The 15,991-nt window shown below is 70.0% G+C and carries 14 protein-coding genes and 3 tRNA genes; all 17 read left to right on the top strand.

The window, feature by feature from the left end:
• The first annotated feature begins 73 nt into the window (after nucleotides 1-73).
• The 17 genes from V6V16_RS15725 (at nucleotide 74) to V6V16_RS15645 (ending at nucleotide 15,881) form a co-directional block, all read left to right on the top strand.
• Nucleotides 74-146 (top strand) — tRNA-Thr (locus V6V16_RS15725).
• 25 nt (nucleotides 147-171) lie between these two features.
• A tRNA-Met gene (locus V6V16_RS15720) sits at nucleotides 172-244 on the top strand.
• Between the two features lie 131 nt (nucleotides 245-375).
• Nucleotides 376-543, top strand: coding sequence for a 50S ribosomal protein L33 (rpmG, locus tag V6V16_RS15715; RefSeq protein WP_013288652.1), 168 nt, complete (start codon nucleotides 376-378; stop codon nucleotides 541-543).
• A gap of 126 nt (nucleotides 544-669) precedes the next feature.
• On the top strand, nucleotides 670-1,116 hold the full coding sequence (locus tag V6V16_RS15710) for an FAS1-like dehydratase domain-containing protein (RefSeq protein ID WP_334562789.1): 447 nt from the start codon (nucleotides 670-672) through the stop codon (nucleotides 1,114-1,116).
• 1 nt (nucleotide 1,117) lies between these two features.
• The gene (locus V6V16_RS15705; protein ID WP_334562788.1) at nucleotides 1,118-1,510 is read left to right on the top strand and encodes a MaoC family dehydratase; all 393 of its coding nucleotides are present in this window, start codon (nucleotides 1,118-1,120) and stop codon (nucleotides 1,508-1,510) included.
• A 128-nt stretch (nucleotides 1,511-1,638) separates the two neighbouring features.
• A tRNA-Trp gene (locus tag V6V16_RS15700) sits at nucleotides 1,639-1,711 on the top strand.
• A 212-nt stretch (nucleotides 1,712-1,923) separates the two neighbouring features.
• A complete protein-coding gene (secE, locus tag V6V16_RS15695) occupies nucleotides 1,924-2,316 on the top strand; it encodes a preprotein translocase subunit SecE (RefSeq protein ID WP_334562787.1) in 393 nt (130 codons plus the stop codon).
• 38 nt (nucleotides 2,317-2,354) lie between these two features.
• Nucleotides 2,355-3,077 carry a transcription termination/antitermination protein NusG gene (gene nusG / locus V6V16_RS15690; RefSeq protein ID WP_334562786.1) on the top strand — a complete coding sequence of 241 codons (723 nt, stop codon included), beginning with the start codon at nucleotides 2,355-2,357 and terminating at the stop codon, nucleotides 3,075-3,077.
• Nucleotides 3,078-3,265: 188 nt separating this feature from the next.
• On the top strand, nucleotides 3,266-3,697 hold the full coding sequence (rplK, locus tag V6V16_RS15685) for a 50S ribosomal protein L11 (protein WP_334562784.1): 432 nt from the start codon (nucleotides 3,266-3,268) through the stop codon (nucleotides 3,695-3,697).
• An 84-nt stretch (nucleotides 3,698-3,781) separates the two neighbouring features.
• Nucleotides 3,782-4,498, top strand: a complete 717-nt coding sequence (gene rplA / locus V6V16_RS15680) for a 50S ribosomal protein L1 (protein ID WP_334562783.1) — start codon at nucleotides 3,782-3,784, stop codon at nucleotides 4,496-4,498.
• A 76-nt stretch (nucleotides 4,499-4,574) separates the two neighbouring features.
• Nucleotides 4,575-5,411 carry an ABC transporter ATP-binding protein gene (locus V6V16_RS15675; protein ID WP_334562782.1) on the top strand — a complete coding sequence of 279 codons (837 nt, stop codon included), beginning with the start codon at nucleotides 4,575-4,577 and terminating at the stop codon, nucleotides 5,409-5,411.
• Nucleotides 5,408-6,097 (top strand): hypothetical protein, encoded by a 690-nt coding sequence (locus V6V16_RS15670; protein WP_334562780.1) that lies wholly within the window; start codon nucleotides 5,408-5,410, stop codon nucleotides 6,095-6,097. Before V6V16_RS15675 ends, V6V16_RS15670 begins: the two co-directional genes overlap by 4 nt.
• A gap of 341 nt (nucleotides 6,098-6,438) precedes the next feature.
• Nucleotides 6,439-6,984 (top strand): 50S ribosomal protein L10, encoded by a 546-nt coding sequence (gene rplJ / locus V6V16_RS15665; protein WP_334562778.1) that lies wholly within the window; start codon nucleotides 6,439-6,441, stop codon nucleotides 6,982-6,984.
• A gap of 54 nt (nucleotides 6,985-7,038) precedes the next feature.
• Complete coding sequence (rplL, locus tag V6V16_RS15660; protein WP_334562776.1) at nucleotides 7,039-7,425, top strand: 50S ribosomal protein L7/L12; 387 nt, start codon at nucleotides 7,039-7,041, stop codon at nucleotides 7,423-7,425.
• A gap of 574 nt (nucleotides 7,426-7,999) precedes the next feature.
• Nucleotides 8,000-11,431, top strand: coding sequence for a DNA-directed RNA polymerase subunit beta (gene rpoB / locus V6V16_RS15655; protein ID WP_334562775.1), 3,432 nt, complete (start codon nucleotides 8,000-8,002; stop codon nucleotides 11,429-11,431).
• Nucleotides 11,432-11,511: 80 nt separating this feature from the next.
• Complete coding sequence (locus V6V16_RS15650; protein ID WP_334562773.1) at nucleotides 11,512-15,399, top strand: DNA-directed RNA polymerase subunit beta'; 3,888 nt, start codon at nucleotides 11,512-11,514, stop codon at nucleotides 15,397-15,399.
• A gap of 110 nt (nucleotides 15,400-15,509) precedes the next feature.
• Complete coding sequence (locus V6V16_RS15645) at nucleotides 15,510-15,881, top strand: hypothetical protein (RefSeq protein ID WP_334562772.1); 372 nt, start codon at nucleotides 15,510-15,512, stop codon at nucleotides 15,879-15,881.
• Nucleotides 15,882-15,991: the final 110 nt, after the last annotated feature.

The following is a 15,991-nucleotide window of genomic DNA, read 5'->3' as shown; positions in this document are numbered from 1 at the left end:
GATCCGATTTCATCTCCGTCGCGTGGCCGTGTAATGTATCCCCTGCGCGTCACCCCCCGGGGAGATCGCGCAGGCCCCCTTAGCTCAGTCGGCAGAGCGTCTCCATGGTAAGGAGAAGGTCTACGGTTCGATTCCGTAAGGGGGCTCAGAGGGTCCGGCTGGACCCGCCACGGCGGTGTAGCTCAGATGGCAGAGCAAGCGGCTCATAATCGCTGTGTCGCCGGTTCAAGTCCGGCCACCGCTACTCTCGTCCACCGGGTCAGCTCCCGGCGGTCGGTGGGACGGGCGCCACAGGCGCCCACTTTGCATGTCCACGCCGTCAGCGCGTAGGCTGACGCGCCGTAGTTGTTACCCGTTAGAGGAAGGCACTCCGCCGTGGCGAAGGCGACCGATGTCCGGCCGAAGATCACTTTGGCGTGTGTGGAGTGCAAGGAGCGCAACTACATCACGCGCAAGAACCGCCGTAACGACCCCGACCGCATCGAGCTGAAGAAGTTCTGCCCGCGGGACGGCAAGCACACGGTTCACCGCGAGACCCGCTGACCTGCGGCCGGCACCGCCGGCCCGGTCCCTGGCACTTCCCGAACGCCGGTTCGTACGGCACGGGGCGGCTCCGGCCGCCACCGACCGTCCGGACCGGCGTTCGTCGTCGGCGTGTAGGTTCGCGGCATGTCCCTGGACCCGTCCTTCGTCGGCCGGACGTATCCGCCGACCGCCCCCTACCAGGTGGGCCGAGAAAAGATCCGCGAGTTCGCCGCGGCGATCGGTGCCGCCGACCCGGCCCACCACGACCCGGAGGCCGCCCGCGCGCTGGGCCACCCGGACGTGGTCGCCCCGCCGACCTTCCCCATCGTGCTCACGCTGGCGGCCAACCAGCAGATCATCGATGATCCGGCCCTCGGCGTCGACTACAGCCGCGTCGTCCACGGCGACCAGCGCTTCGCCTACACCCGTCCGGTGGTGGCGGGGGACGAGCTGGTCTGCGTCAGTGTCATCGACGACGTCAGCAGTCGCGGCGGGCACGGCTTCCTGACCACCCGCACCGAGGTCGCCACCGCGGCCGGCGACCCGGTGGTGACCGTCTGGTCCAAGCTCGTCGTACGTGGGGAGGGCTGAGATGGAGCTGCCAGCCAGGACGTTCCGGGTGACGCGCGCGGACCTGGTCCGCTACGCCGGCGCCTCGGGCGACTTCAACCCGATCCACTGGAATGACCGGACCGCCGCGAAGGTGGGTCTGCCGGGTGTGATCGCGCACGGCATGTTCACCATGGCGCTGGTCGGCCGCGCGGTGGCCGACTGGGCCGGGGCGCCCGACGCGATCGTCGACTACAACGTCCGTTTCACCCGGCCGGTGGTCGTACCGGACGACGACGAGGGCACCGAGATCGAGGTCACCGCGGTGGTCCGTGAGGTCACCGGGGAGGGGCTGACCCGGCTCGACGTGACCGCCACCTGCCGGGGCGAGAAGGTGCTTTCGCAGGCCCGGGCGACCGTGCGGAAGCCCCGCTGACCAGGCTCCCGACTCGCGAGGGGCAGACCGGTTGGGAAAGTGGTGCCGCTACCCGTACACTGGTCCGCCGTGGGGCAAGTAACCCCTGCACGGTCGTCCGTGACCGGGTGGGGTGAGCATTGCCGCACAGGGGTGTAGCTCAATTGGCAGAGCAGCGGTCTCCAAAACCGCAGGCTGCAGGTTCAAGTCCTGTCACCCCTGCGCCTCAGGCCTGACCGTTCCCGTGGGTCGCGCCGCCGAACGGCGGCGTCCGGCCCGTGGTGGTGGCATCGGCGGGGTGGCTCCGAGGCATTCGGGCCCTCCGGCTGATCCGCCGGCCGCGGCCCGTCGCGGGACGGTTGGTCCGGCCGGCGTGACCAAGCGCCGCGCACGCCCGACAGCGTGTGACCCGACATCCCGCGACGGAGGGCGAAGTGGCCGACAAGAAGCGCCGCGGCGAGGACGCCGGCGACGACGGTCTGCACGACGAGGTCGTCGACGACGTGGCCGACGCCGACGCCACCGACGACGAGGAGCCGGTCTCCCGGGGCGGCACCGCGACGCGGTCGCGGGCGAAGGCGGATTCGGCGGACAGCCGTCCGAAGACCAAGGCGGAGACGGAGCGCGTGGGCCTGTTCGGCCGCATCGCCCGATTCATCCGCGAGGTCGTGGCGGAACTGCGTAAGGTCATCTGGCCGACCCGCAAGGAGCTGCTGACCTACACGGCCGTGGTGGTCGCCTTCGTCGCGGTGATGCTGACGATCGTGGCCGGCCTGGACTTCGCCTTCGCGAAGGGCGTGCTGTGGGTCTTCGGCAACCCCAGCTGACCGGCCGACTGAGCCGATAGTGACGGAAGTGAGCAAGCGTGCCTGAGTACGACGAGACCGCCGAGACCACGGACGAGCAGTCCACGGTGGCGACGGCGGCTGGTGACGAGTCGGTCGAGGCCGCCAGCGAGCCGGAGTTCCCCACCACCGAGCCCGCGCCGGACGAGGATTACGACCCGGTAGCCGAGCTGCGGCAGAAGCTGCGCTACGCGCCGGGTGACTGGTACGTGGTGCACTCGTACGCCGGCTACGAGAACAAGGTCAAGACCAACCTCGAGACCCGGATCACGAGCCTCGACATGGAGGACTACATCTACCAGGTCGAGGTGCCGACCCGGGAAGAGGTGGAGGTCAAGAACGGGAAGCGGTCGCAGATCCAGGCCAAGGTCTTCCCGGGCTACATCCTGGTCCGGATGGAGCTGACCGCCGAGTCCTACTCCTGCGTACGCAACACGCCGGGCGTCACCGGCTTCGTGGGTGCGACGGACCGGGCCGACCGCCCGGCCCCGCTCTCCCTCGACGAGGTGCTGAAGTGGCTGGCGCCGGCCGTCGAGACCGAGCAGAAGAAGGCCAAGCCCGAGGTCAAGGTCCTCGACTTCGAGGTCGGCGACTCGGTCACGGTCACCGACGGCGCCTTCGCCTCGCTGCCGGCGACGATCAGCGAGATCAACGCCGACCAGCAGAAGCTCAAGGTGCTGGTGTCGATCTTCGGACGCGAGACGCCGGTCGAGCTGAACTTCAACCAGGTCACCAAGATCTGACGTCCGGGGCGCCGGCGGTGGGCAGCGGCCCGCCGCCGGCGTTCCCGTTCCGCCGCCCCGCCCCGCCCACCTCGGCGTGGGGGGCGACGGGATGCTGCGCTACCCTAGAACGTCGCCGCCGTCGCGTCGCGCTGACCGTGCGCGTTCGTGACCGGCACATTTCCCAGTTCCAAGCCCCAGGAAGAGACATGCCTCCGAAGAAGAAGCTAGTCAAGACGTTCACGCTTCAGCTGAAGGCGGGCCAGGCCACGCCGGCGCCGCCGGTCGGCCCCGCGCTCGGCCAGCACGGCGTGAACATCATGGAGTTCTGCAAGTCCTACAACGCGCAGACCGAGTCCCAGCGGGGCGACATCGTCCCCGCCGAGATCAGCGTCTACGAGGACCGCAGCTTCACCTTCGTCCTGAAGACCCCGCCCGCCGCCCGGCTGCTGCTCAAGGCCGCCGGCGTGGAGAAGGGCTCGGGCGTCCCGCAGAAGGACAAGGTCGGCTCCGTGTCGCAGGCCCAGGTGCGTGAGATCGCCGAGAAGAAGATGGTCGACCTCAACGCCAACGACGTCGACCAGGCTGCGAAGATCATCGCCGGCACCGCCCGGTCGATGGGCATCATCGTCAACGACTGACCTCGGTCAGCACTCACCCGACCAGTTCGTGGGAGGGCGCGCGACCACCGCGGCCCGCCAGAGACCACAGGAGTACGCAGAAACATGCAGCGCAGCAAGAGCTACCGCAAGGCCGCCGACGTCATCGACCGGTCGAAGCTCTACACCCCCGCCGAGGCCGTGAAGCTGGCCAAGGACACCACCACCGCCAAGTTCGACGCCACGGTCGAGGTCGCGATGCGCCTCGGCGTCGACCCCCGCAAGGCGGACCAGATGGTCCGCGGCGTGGTCAACCTGCCGCACGGCACCGGTAAGACCGCCCGCGTGATCGTCTTCGCCGCCGGCGCGAAGGCCGAGGAGGCCGCCGCCGCCGGTGCGGACGAGGTGGGCACCGACGAACTGGTCGCCCGGATCCAGGGTGGCTGGCTCGACTTCGACGCGGCGATCGCCACGCCGGACCAGATGGCCAAGATCGGCCGGATCGCGCGGATCCTGGGCCCGCGCGGTCTCATGCCGAACCCGAAGACCGGCACGGTGACCATGGACGTCACCAAGGCCGTCTCGGACATCAAGGGCGGTAAGATCACCTTCCGGGTGGACAAGCACTCCAACCTGCACCTGATCATCGGTAAGGCCTCGTTCTCCGAGACCCAGCTGATCGACAACTACGCGGCGGTCCTCGACGAGGTCCTGCGGGCCAAGCCGTCCGCCGCCAAGGGCAAGTACCTCAAGAAGGTCACCCTCACCACCACCATGGGCCCGGGCGTCCCGGTCGACCCCAACGTGGTGAAGAACCTCCAGGAGGGCTCGGCCGAGGCCTGAGCACCCGCTCCCGCAACGGGGCGTCGCCACATCGTGGCGGCGCCCCGTTCCGTGTCGGTTGTGACATGCTCGGCCGGTGCGCCTGGAGAACGTCTGGCTGCGGTACCGGCGACGGGGGCCGTGGGTGCTGCGGGAGGCCGGGGTGCGGGTCGGCCCCGGCGAGGTCGTGGTCGTGCTCGGCCGCAACGGCGTGGGCAAGTCGACCCTGCTCCAGGTGGCGGCCGGCGTCCTGCGGCCGAGCCGGGGGCGGGTGACGGGCCGGCCCCCGCACGTCGGGTGGGTGCCGGAGCGCTTCCCGGCCGACCAGCCCTTCACCGTCGAGCGCTACCTGACGGCCATGGGCCGGGTCGCCGGCCTCGATCCGGCGGCGGCGCGGCGCGCGGTCGAGCACTGGACCTCCCGGCTGGGCCTGGCCGGCTTCCGCCGCGTCCGGCTGCCGGAGCTGTCCAAGGGCACCGCCCAGAAGGTCGGCCTGGCCCAGGCGATGCTGCGTCCACCCGGCCTGCTGGTACTCGACGAGCCGTGGGAGGGCCTCGACGCCGCGACCCGGGAACTGGTGCCCGCGGTCATCGACGAGGTGGCGGCGGCGGGCGGCTCGGTGCTGGTCAGCGACCACCGCGGCGAGGTCGCCCGGCTGCCCGGGGCCCGTCGCTGGACGGTGGCCGACGGCACGGTCACCGAGAGCACGCCGTCGGCCGACGCGGCGCTGGCGGTGGTCGAGGTGGCGGTCCCGGCCACCCGGGTCGAGGGCACCGTCGCCCGGTTGCGCGCCGACGGCCACCAGATCCTTCGCGTACGCCCCCCGGCGCGGCCCGGCGCCGAGGGGCCGTCGGCGGGCGCCCCGGACGCCGGCGCCGCACCCGTTCCCCGGGCGCCCGAGGCCACGGGCGGCACCACCGGGGGGCCGCGGTGACCGCGCTGCTCCGGCTGCGGTTGGCCGGCTTCCTGCGTACGGGGCGGGCGCTGGCCCCGCTGCTCGCCGGCCTGGTGGCCCTGGGCGTCCTCTACGGGGGCGGCCGGGCGCAGCCGGGGGAGGCGTACGGCGTCTCGGCGGTGGTGCTCTTCCCGGTGCTGGCCTGGCAGACGAAGGTGCTGCTGGACGTCGAGCCGGACGTGCAGCGCCGGTTGGCCCAGGCGCTGGTCGGGGCGCGCCGGGAGCGGCTGGCCGGGCTGCTCGCGGCCGGGGCGGCCGGCCTCGTCACGGTGGCCGTCGCGCTGGTCTTCCCGTGGCTGGTCGGTGGGGTCAGTGGCCCGGTGGGGCCGGACGACCGGCCGGTGCCGGTCGGCATCCTCGTCGGGCTCTGGGCGCACCTGCTGGCCGTACCGGCGGCGGTGGCGCTCGGGGCGCTGGCCAGCCGCGCCTCTACGGGCAGCGCCGGGTACGGCGTCGCGGTGCTCGCGCTCGGCGGGGTCGGCGCGGTCGTCCTCGGCCTGAGCGGCTCGGTGGCGCCGTGGCTGGCCCCGCCGGTCATGGCGACCGCGCGGGCCGCCGCGGGCGACCCGGCCCCGCCGACCGTGGCCCTGCTCACCGCCTGGGCGGCGGCCTGGAGCGTGGCGGCGGGCGCCGGCTACCTGTGGCGGCGCCGGTTCCGCCCCTGACCGCCGCCGGGGTGTGGGACCGTCGCAACCGGTGATCCGGCCCACCCGGAGGCGATTTGGTGGTCGGGGGGGTGCTCGCGTAACCTCAACCTCGAAGTTCCACCCAGAGACCGCTGGTCACCGTGCCCCGGCACGGTCGAAGGTCCCGCGATGACGGGCGACCCGCGCAGGGCGGTAAGCGATAATCGGTGCTGAGCATGGTCCGCCGACCGTGCCCGCGTGCCGACCCTCGCCCCGTGCGCCCTGCGCCGGGGCTTTTCTCGTTGTCGTGGCGCCTCCGTCCCCGTCGAAAGCTCCGGCCGACGACGGTGACCGGCCTCGAGTAACGAGAGAGGAGGGACATGGCGGACAAGCCGATCCGGGCCGACAAGGCCACGGCCGTCGCTGAGCTGACCGAGAGCTTCCGCAACGCGGGCGCCACGGTGCTGACCGAGTACCGCGGTCTGACGGTTTCCCAGCTCACCCAGCTGCGGCGCTCGCTCGGCAAGGAGACCAGCTACACGGTCGCGAAGAACACGCTGGCGAAGCGTGCCGCGTCCGACGCTGGCATCTCCGGCCTCGACGAGATGTTCACCGGTCCTACCGCGCTGACTTTCGTTTCGGGCGACGTCGTCGAGGCGGCGAAAGGGCTTCGCGACTTCGCGAAGGCCAACCCGAAGCTCGTCATCAAGGGCGGCGTCTTCGAGGGCAGGGCCATCAACGCGGCCGAGGTCACGAAGCTCGCCGACCTCGAGTCCCGCGAGGTGCTGCTGGCCAAGCTGGCCGGCGCGATGAAGGGCAACCTGAGCAAGGCCGCGGCCCTGTTCCAAGCCCCGCTGTCGAAGACCGCCCGCCTGGCGGCCGCCCTGCAGGAGAAGCGCGAGAAGGAGGGCGCCGAGGCGGCCTGAGGCCCCGCGGCGCACCCAGTTCTTACCTAACAGATCCAGGAAAGGACGCCAGACATGGCGAAGCTCAGCACCGACGAGCTGCTCGACGCGTTCAAGGAGATGACGCTGATCGAGCTCTCCGAGTTCGTGAAGCAGTTCGAGGAGACCTTCGAGGTCACCGCCGCGGCTCCGGCCGCGATGATGGTCGCCCCGGGTGCCGGCGCCGCCGCCGCCGAGGCCGAGCCGGAGAAGGACGAGTTCGACGTCATCCTCGAGGCTGACGGCGGCAAGAAGATCCAGGTCATCAAGGTCGTGCGTGAGCTGACCGGCCTGGGCCTCAAGGAGGCCAAGGACCTGGTCGAGGCCGCTCCGAAGGCCGTCCTGGAGAAGGCCAACAAGGAGACCGCCGACAAGGCCAAGGCCAAGCTCGAGGGCGAGGGCGCCAAGGTCACCCTCAAGTGACCTGACGTACCACCGGGCGCGCGCGTCCGGCTCGGCCGAGCTCCGACGCGCCGCGTCACGGCGGGCGGCGATCCGACACCGGATCGCCGCCCGCCGTGTTGGTGGATCCGGCGGCACCGGCGGTGAGCAGGGCGTGGACGTCCGGGGCCGGCCGACGCGGCGGCGCGCGACGGTCGCCCGGGGGTGGGAAAGACGCGGCGACCCGGATGCGGGCCTTGACGCGGCCCCGGGCTGACAGGCACGCTGACACAGCAAGACCTTCCGCGCTTGCAACGGCCACCGTTCGGGTAATGGCAGCGGCGACACCGTCGGCCGCCGCACCCGAGCGGCCCGGCAGGAACGTCGCGTTCCGAGCGGCCCGGTGCGACCCCGGATCAGGGGTCCCGAGGCACGTTCCGCGACGACCTGCGGGGTGGGCTGGACAGCGGTTAGCCTCTCGGCTACACTGCTAGTTTGCGCTGCCTTCCGACTTGACCCCTGCTCGGAAATGTCCGGTTACGGATATTTCTGGTGGGGTCATTGGAGTGCACGCGTACCAGCCGTTCTGCAGCACCGGTCCTCGGAAGGACGCATCTTGGCAGCTTCCCGCCCTGCGAAGACCAGTCGTACGTCGAGCGCATTCGCTCCCCGCCGAGTTTCATTCGGCAGGATCACCGAACACCTCGAGGTCCCCAACCTCCTCGCCATCCAGAACGAGTCCTTCGACTGGCTCGTCGGCAACGAGGCTTGGCAGGGCCGGTCGGCGGACGACCCGCACGCACGCTCGGGTCTCGCGGAGATCCTCGACGAGATCAGTCCCATTGAGGACTTCTCCGGCACCATGTCGCTCTCCTTCTCGGCTCCGCGCTTCGACGAGGTCAAGGCCTCGATCGAGGAGTGCAAGGAGAAGGACCTGACCTACTGCGCCCCGCTGTTCGTGACCGCGGAGTTCACCAACAACACCACCGGCGAGATCAAGAGCCAGACGGTGTTCATGGGTGACTTCCCGATGATGACGCCGAAGGGCACCTTCATCATCAACGGCACCGAGCGCGTCGTGGTCAGCCAGCTCGTCCGCTCCCCGGGCGTCTACTTCGACAAGCAGCCGGACAAGACCTCCGACCGCGACCTCACCAGCGTCAAGGTCATCCCCAGCCGGGGTGCCTGGCTCGAGTTCGACATCGACAAGCGCGACACGGTCGGCGTCCGCATCGACCGCAAGCGCCGGCAGGCCGTCACCGTCCTGCTCAAGGCCGTCGGTTGGTCGGCCGAGCGGATCCGTGAGCGGTTCGGCTGGTCCGAGCTGATGATGACCACGCTCGAGAAGGACCACATCGCCGGCGCGGACGAGGCGTTGCTCGACATCTACCGGAAGCTCCGCCCTGGCGAGCCGCCGACCCGTGAGAACGCCCAGACCCTGCTCGACAACCTCTTCTTCAACCCGAAGCGGTACGACGTCGCCAAGGTCGGTCGTTACAAGTTCAACAAGAAGCTCGAGCTGGAGGTGCCGATCACCACCGGCACCCTGACCGAGGACGACATCGTCGCCACCGTGGAGTACCTCTGCCGGCTGCACGCCGGTGAGGACGGCTACGAGGCCGACGACATCGACCACTTCGGCAACCGGCGCCTGCGCACCGTGGGGGAGCTGATCCAGAACCAGGTCCGGGTCGGCCTGTCCCGGATGGAGCGCGTCGTCCGCGAGCGGATGACCACCCAGGACGTCGAGGCGATCACGCCGCAGACCCTGATCAACATCCGCCCGGTGGTGGCGGCGATCAAGGAGTTCTTCGGCACGTCGCAGCTGTCCCAGTTCATGGACCAGACCAACCCGCTGGCGGGCCTGACCCACCGGCGCCGGCTGAGCGCGCTCGGCCCGGGTGGTCTGTCCCGGGAGCGGGCCGGCTTCGAGGTCCGCGACGTGCACCCGTCCCACTACGGCCGGATGTGCCCGATCGAGACGCCGGAAGGCCCGAACATCGGCCTGATCGGCGCGCTCTCCACCTTCGCCCGGGTCAACCCGTTCGGCTTCATCGAGACGCCGTACCGGAAGGTCGTCGACGGTCGGGTCACCGACCAGATCGACTACCTGACCGCGGACGAGGAGGACCGGTTCGTCAAGGCGCAGGCCAACGCGCCGCTGAGGGCCGACGGCACGTTCGCCGAGGACCGGGTCCTGTGTCGTCGTAAGGGCGGCGAGACCGAGGACGTGGTGCCGAGCGCCGTCGACTACATGGACGTGTCGCCGCGGCAGATGACCTCGGTCGCCACCGCGATGATCCCGTTCCTCGAGCACGACGACGCCAACCGGGCACTGATGGGCGCGAACATGCAGCGCCAGGCGGTGCCGCTGGTCAAGGCCGAGTCCCCGCTGGTCGGCACCGGCATGGAGTACCGCGCCGCGGTCGACGCCGGTGACGTGGTCGTCGCCGAGGTCGGCGGCGTCATCGAGGACCTCTGCGCCGACTACATCACGATCCACCAGGACGACGGCCACCGCCGCACGTACCTGCTGCACAAGTTCCGCCGCTCCAACGCCGGCTCCTGCGTCAACCAGAAGCCGGTGGTCTTCGAGGGCGACCGCGTCGAGGCCGGTCAGGTCATCGCCGACGGTCCGTGCACCGACGAGGGCGAGATGGCGCTCGGGCGCAACCTGCTCGTGGCGTTCATGTGCTGGGAGGGCCACAACTACGAGGACGCGATCATCCTGTCGCAGCGCCTCGTGCAGCAGGACGTGCTCACCTCGATCCACATCGAGGAGCACGAGGTCGACGCCCGGGACACCAAGCTCGGCCCGGAGGAGATCACCCGCGACATCCCGAACGTCAGCGAGGAGATGCTCGCCGACCTCGACGAGCGCGGCATCATCCGGATCGGCGCCGAGGTCGTCCCCGGCGACATCCTGGTCGGCAAGGTCACGCCCAAGGGCGAGACCGAGCTGACCCCGGAGGAGCGGCTGCTGCGTGCGATCTTCGGTGAGAAGGCGCGCGAGGTCCGGGACACCTCGCTGAAGGTGCCGCACGGCGAGACCGGCACGGTCATCGGCGTTCGTACCTTCTCCCGCGAGGACGGCGACGAGCTGCCGCCGGGCGTCAACGAGCTGGTCCGGGTCTACGTCGCCCAGAAGCGGAAGATCCAGGACGGCGACAAGCTCGCCGGCCGGCACGGCAACAAGGGCGTCATCTCGAAGATCCTGCCCATCGAGGACATGCCGTTCCTGGAGGACGGGACGCCCGTCGACATCGTGCTCAACCCGCTGGGTGTGCCGAGCCGGATGAACATCGGCCAGGTGCTGGAGACGCACCTCGGCTGGGTGGCGAAGACGGGGTGGAGCGTCGACGGCGACGACACCGAGTGGAAGCGCCAGCTGCGCTCCATCGAGGCGCACGAGTCCGAGCCGGACACCAACGTGGCCACGCCGGTCTTCGACGGTGCCCGCGAGGAGGAGATCTCCGGTCTGCTGTCGTCGACCCTGCCCAACCGGGACGGCAAGCAGCTGATCGGCGCCTCCGGCAAGGCGCAGCTCTTCGACGGCCGCTCCGGTGAGCCGCTGCCGGACCCGATCGCGGTCGGCTACATCTACATCCTCAAGCTCAACCACCTGGTCGACGACAAGATCCACGCCCGGTCGACCGGCCCGTACTCGATGATCACGCAGCAGCCGCTGGGTGGTAAGGCCCAGTTCGGTGGCCAGCGCTTCGGTGAGATGGAGTGCTGGGCGATGCAGGCGTACGGCGCCGCGTACGCCCTGCAGGAGCTGCTGACCATCAAGTCCGACGACGTCCTCGGCCGGGTCAAGGTCTACGAGGCCATCGTCAAGGGCGAGAACATCCCGGAGCCGGGCATCCCGGAGTCGTTCAAGGTGTTGCTCAAGGAACTGCAGTCGCTGTGCCTCAACGTCGAGGTGCTCTCCAGCGACGGCGTGGCCCTGGAGATGCGCGAGACCGACGACGAGGTGTTCCGGGCCGCGGAGGAGCTGGGCATCGACCTGTCCAGGCGCGAGCCGAGCTCGGTCGAAGAGGTCTGAGGTGAGCGGTCGGGGGCCGGCTCGCCGGCTCCCGACCCCACCCACTAGCTAGCAGTACAGACGACGACATAGGGGACATAGTGCTCGACGTCAACTTCTTCGACGAGCTGCGCATCGGCCTCGCCACCGCCGACGACATCCGTCAGTGGTCGCACGGTGAGGTCAAGAAGCCTGAGACGATCAACTACCGCACCCTGAAGCCGGAAAAGGACGGGCTCTTCTGCGAGAAGATCTTCGGTCCGCAGCGGGACTGGGAGTGCTACTGCGGTAAGTACAAGCGGGTCCGGTTCAAGGGCATCATCTGTGAGCGCTGCGGCGTCGAGGTGACCCGGTCGAAGGTCCGTCGTGAGCGGATGGGGCACATCGAGCTCGCCGCTCCGGTGACCCACATCTGGTACTTCAAGGGCGTGCCGAGCCGGCTGGGCTACCTGCTGGACCTCGCCCCCAAGGACCTCGAAAAGATCATCTACTTCGCCTCGTACGTCGTGACCAGCGTGGACGCCGAGTCGCGTCACCGCGACCTCTCGACGATCGAGAACGAGATCCTGGCCGAGAAGCGGCAGGCAGAGAACAGCCGCGACTCGGAGATCGAGAAGCGGGCCACCAAGCTCGAGGCCGACCTGGCCGAGCTGGAGGCCGAGGGTGCCAAGGCGGACGTCCGGCGCAAGGTCAAGGAGGGCGGAGAGCGCGAGATGCGCCAGATCCGCGACCGGGCCCAGCGCGAGATCGACCGCCTGGACGAGGTGCTGGACACCTTCCGCAAGCTGGAGCCGAAGCAGCTCGTCACCGACGAGCTGCTCTACCGCGAGCTGCGCGACCGCTTCGGCGAGTACTTCACCGGCGGCATGGGCGCCGAGGCCATCAAGGCGCTGGTCCAGAACATGGACCTCGACGCCGAGGCCGAGAGCCTGCGCGAGACCATCCGCTCCGGCAAGGGGCAGCGGAAGATCCGGGCGCTCAAGCGGCTGAAGGTCGTCGCGGCGTTCCTGAACACCCGCAACTCGCCGCTCGGCATGGTGCTCGACTGCGTGCCGGTCATCCCGCCGGACCTGCGTCCGATGGTGCAGCTGGACGGTGGCCGCTTCGCGACCTCCGACCTGAACGACCTGTACCGCCGCGTGATCAACCGGAACAACCGCCTCAAGCGGCTGATCGACCTCGGCGCTCCCGAGATCATCGTCAACAATGAGAAGCGGATGCTCCAGGAGGCCGTCGACGCGCTGTTCGACAACGGCCGCCGCGGCCGGCCGGTCACCGGGCCGGGCAACCGCCCGCTGAAGTCGCTCTCCGACATGCTCAAGGGCAAGCAGGGCCGGTTCCGGCAGAACCTGCTGGGCAAGCGCGTCGACTACTCCGGCCGTTCCGTCATCGTCGTCGGCCCGAAGCTCAAGCTGCACCAGTGCGGCCTGCCCAAGCAGATGGCGCTGGAGCTGTTCAAGCCGTTCGTGATGAAGCGGCTGGTCGACCTCAACCACGCGCAGAACATCAAGTCCGCCAAGCGGATGGTCGAGCGGCAGCGTCCGGTCGTCTGGGACGTGCTGGAAGAGGTCATCGGTGAGCACCCGGTCCTGCTGAACCGGGCGCCCACCCTGCACCGCCTGGGCATCCAGGCCTTCGAGCCGCAGCTCGTCGAGGGCAAGGCCATCCAGATCCACCCGCTGGTCTGCACCGCGTTCAACGCCGACTTCGACGGTGACCAGATGGCGGTGCACGTGCCGCTCTCCGCCGAGGCCCAGGCCGAGGCGCGGATCCTGATGCTGTCGTCGAACAACATCCTCAAGCCGGCCGACGGCAAGCCCGTCACCATGCCCACCCAGGACATGGTCATCGGCCTCTACCACCTCACCCACCTCACCGCGGGCGAGAAGGGCGAGGGCCGGGCGTTCAGCTCGGACGCCGAGGCGCGGATGGCGTACGACAACGGCGAGCTGCACCTCCAGGCCCCGGTGAAGATCCGCCTGCGCGGCGTGGTCGGGGTCGACAACGGCGCCGGCGCCGAGGCGTGGAGCGCCCCGGAGGGCTGGGTCGAGGGCGAGCCGCTGACCGTCGAGACGACGCTCGGTCGGGTGCTGTTCAACGAGACGCTGCCGCAGGGCTACCGCTTCGTGAACTACGAGATCCGCAAGGGTCAGCTCTCCGCGATCGTCAACGACCTCGCCGAGCGCTTCCCCAAGGTGGCGCTGGCCGCCACCCTGGACGGGCTCAAGGAGGCCGGCTTCCACTGGGCCACCTGGTCCGGTGTGACGATCGGCATGGAGGACGTCATCGCCCCGCCGCGCAAGCGGGAGATCCTGGCCCGGTACGAGAAGGACGCCGACCAGATCGACAAGCAGTACCAGCGCGGTCTGATGACGCCGGAGGAGCGCCGCGGCGAGCTGATCCAGATCTGGACCAAGGCGACCAACGAGGTCGCCAAGGAGATGGACACCGCCCTGCCGCAGGAGAACCCGCTGTGGAAGATGATCAACTCGGGTGCCCGCGGTAACCTCCTCCAGCTCCGGCAGATCGCGGCGATCCGTGGTCTGGTGGCCAACCCGAAGGGCGAGATCATCCCCCGGCCGATCAAGGCCAGCTACCGGGAGGGTCTCTCCGTACTGGAGTACTTCATCTCCACGCACGGTGCCCGCAAGGGTCTCGCCGACACCGCGCTGCGGACCGCCGACTCGGGTTACCTGACCCGTCGTCTGGTGGACGTCTCGCAGGACGTCATCATCCGCGAGGAGGACTGCGGCACCGACCGCGCGATCCCGATGCAGATCGGCGAGCGGCTCGACGACAGGCTCGTCGTGCACACCCACGCCGAGACCAGCGTGCACGCCCGGACGCTGGCCGACGACATCAAGGGGCCGGACGGCACCGTGGTGGCGGAGCGGGGTCAGGACCTCAACTCGATCCTGGTCGACAAGATCGTCGCCGCCGGGACGGAGACGGTCCGGGTGCGCAGCGTGCTCACCTGCGAGTCGAAGCTGGGCGTCTGCGCGGCCTGCTACGGTCGGTCGCTGCCGACCGGCAAGTCGGTCGACATCGGCGAGGCGGTCGGCATCATCGCCGCCCAGTCCATCGGTGAGCCGGGCACGCAGCTGACGATGCGTACCTTCCACACCGGTGGTGTGGCGGGTGAGGACATCACCCAGGGTCTGCCCCGGGTCCAGGAGATCTTCGAGGCCCGCGTCCCGAAGGGCAAGGCGCCCATCGCCGACACCCCCGGCCGGGTCCGGATCGAGGACGGCGAGCGGTCCCGGAAGATCATCGTGGTGCCGGACGACGGCAGCGACGAGATCGTCTACGACAAGATCTCGAAGCGGGTCAAGCTGCGGACCCACGACGGCGGTCACGTCGCGGTCGGCGAGAAGCTGACCGAGGGCACCATCGACCCGCACGAGCTGCTGCGGATCATGGGTCCGCGGGCGGTCCAGGTCCACCTGACCAGTGAGGTCCAGGAGGTCTACCGCTCGCAGGGTGTGCTCATCCACGACAAGCACATCGAGATCATCATTCGCCAGATGCTCAAGCGGGTGACGGTCATCGACTCCGGCTCGACCGAGTTCCTGCCGGGCGTGCTGGTCGATCGGGCGCTGTTCGAGTCGGAGAACCGCCGGCTCGTCTCGGAGGGCGGCGAGCCCGCCGCCGGCCGCCCGGTGCTGATGGGTATCACCAAGGCGTCGCTGGCCACCGACTCCTGGCTCTCGGCGGCCTCCTTCCAGGAGACCACCCGGGTGCTGACCGACGCGGCGATCAACTCGCGCAGCGACTCGCTCGTCGGCCTCAAGGAGAACGTGATCATCGGTAAGCTCATCCCGGCCGGTACGGGCATCAGCAAGTACCGCAACGTCCGGGTCGAGCCGACCGAGGAGGCGAAGGCCAAGGTCTACTCGATGACCGGCTACCCGGAGACCGACTACGGCTTCGGGCCGGCCAGCGGCCAGGCGGTTCCGCTGGACGACTTCGACTTCGGGTCGTACCGCTAGGCAGCACTGTCGACGAGGCCCCCGGCGTCCCGCCGGGGGCCTCGTCGCGTCCCGGCACCGGGTGAGCGGTGCGGGCGCCGTGGCCCGGCGGGGCGGGGCATGATGGGGACATGACGACCGCACCCGGGCAGGCGCCCGTCGCCCAGCCGGGGCCGCCGCGCCATCCGCTCGACCCGGACCCGGTCCGGGCCACCAAGGCGCGGGCCGTCTTCGCGCTGGGCCTGGTGGGCGCGCTGACCGGCCTGTTCATCGGCGGCGTGGTGCCGGCGACGGTGGCGCTCCAGCTGGCCCGGCAGGCCCGCCGGGAGGCGTACGCCTCGGGGGGGTTCCTGACCGGCGCGGCCTGGCTGCGCCGGGGGGAGCGGCTGGCGTGGGCGGGCCTGGTGCTGGTGGCCGTCAGCGTCGTGACCGCGGTGGTGATCGGGGTGGTCCAACTCGCCGACGCGCCCTCGGGGCAGGACTTCGCGCCGAACGTGGACTGACGACCAACCGGGGGAGCGGTCGCGCCCGGCGCGGCCCGTCCGGCCGACGGCGGTAGCCTGGCCCGGTGTCCGCCGCGCGGCGGCGGACGCTCAACGTCGACAGGAGGACC

This window comes from Micromonospora sp. CPCC 205561, assembly GCF_036906775.1.
In the GTDB taxonomy this organism is placed as follows: Bacteria; Actinomycetota; Actinomycetes; order Mycobacteriales; family Micromonosporaceae; genus Micromonospora.
The sequence above is the reverse complement of the archived record's forward strand: the minus strand, read 5'-3'. Positions and strand labels throughout refer to the sequence as shown.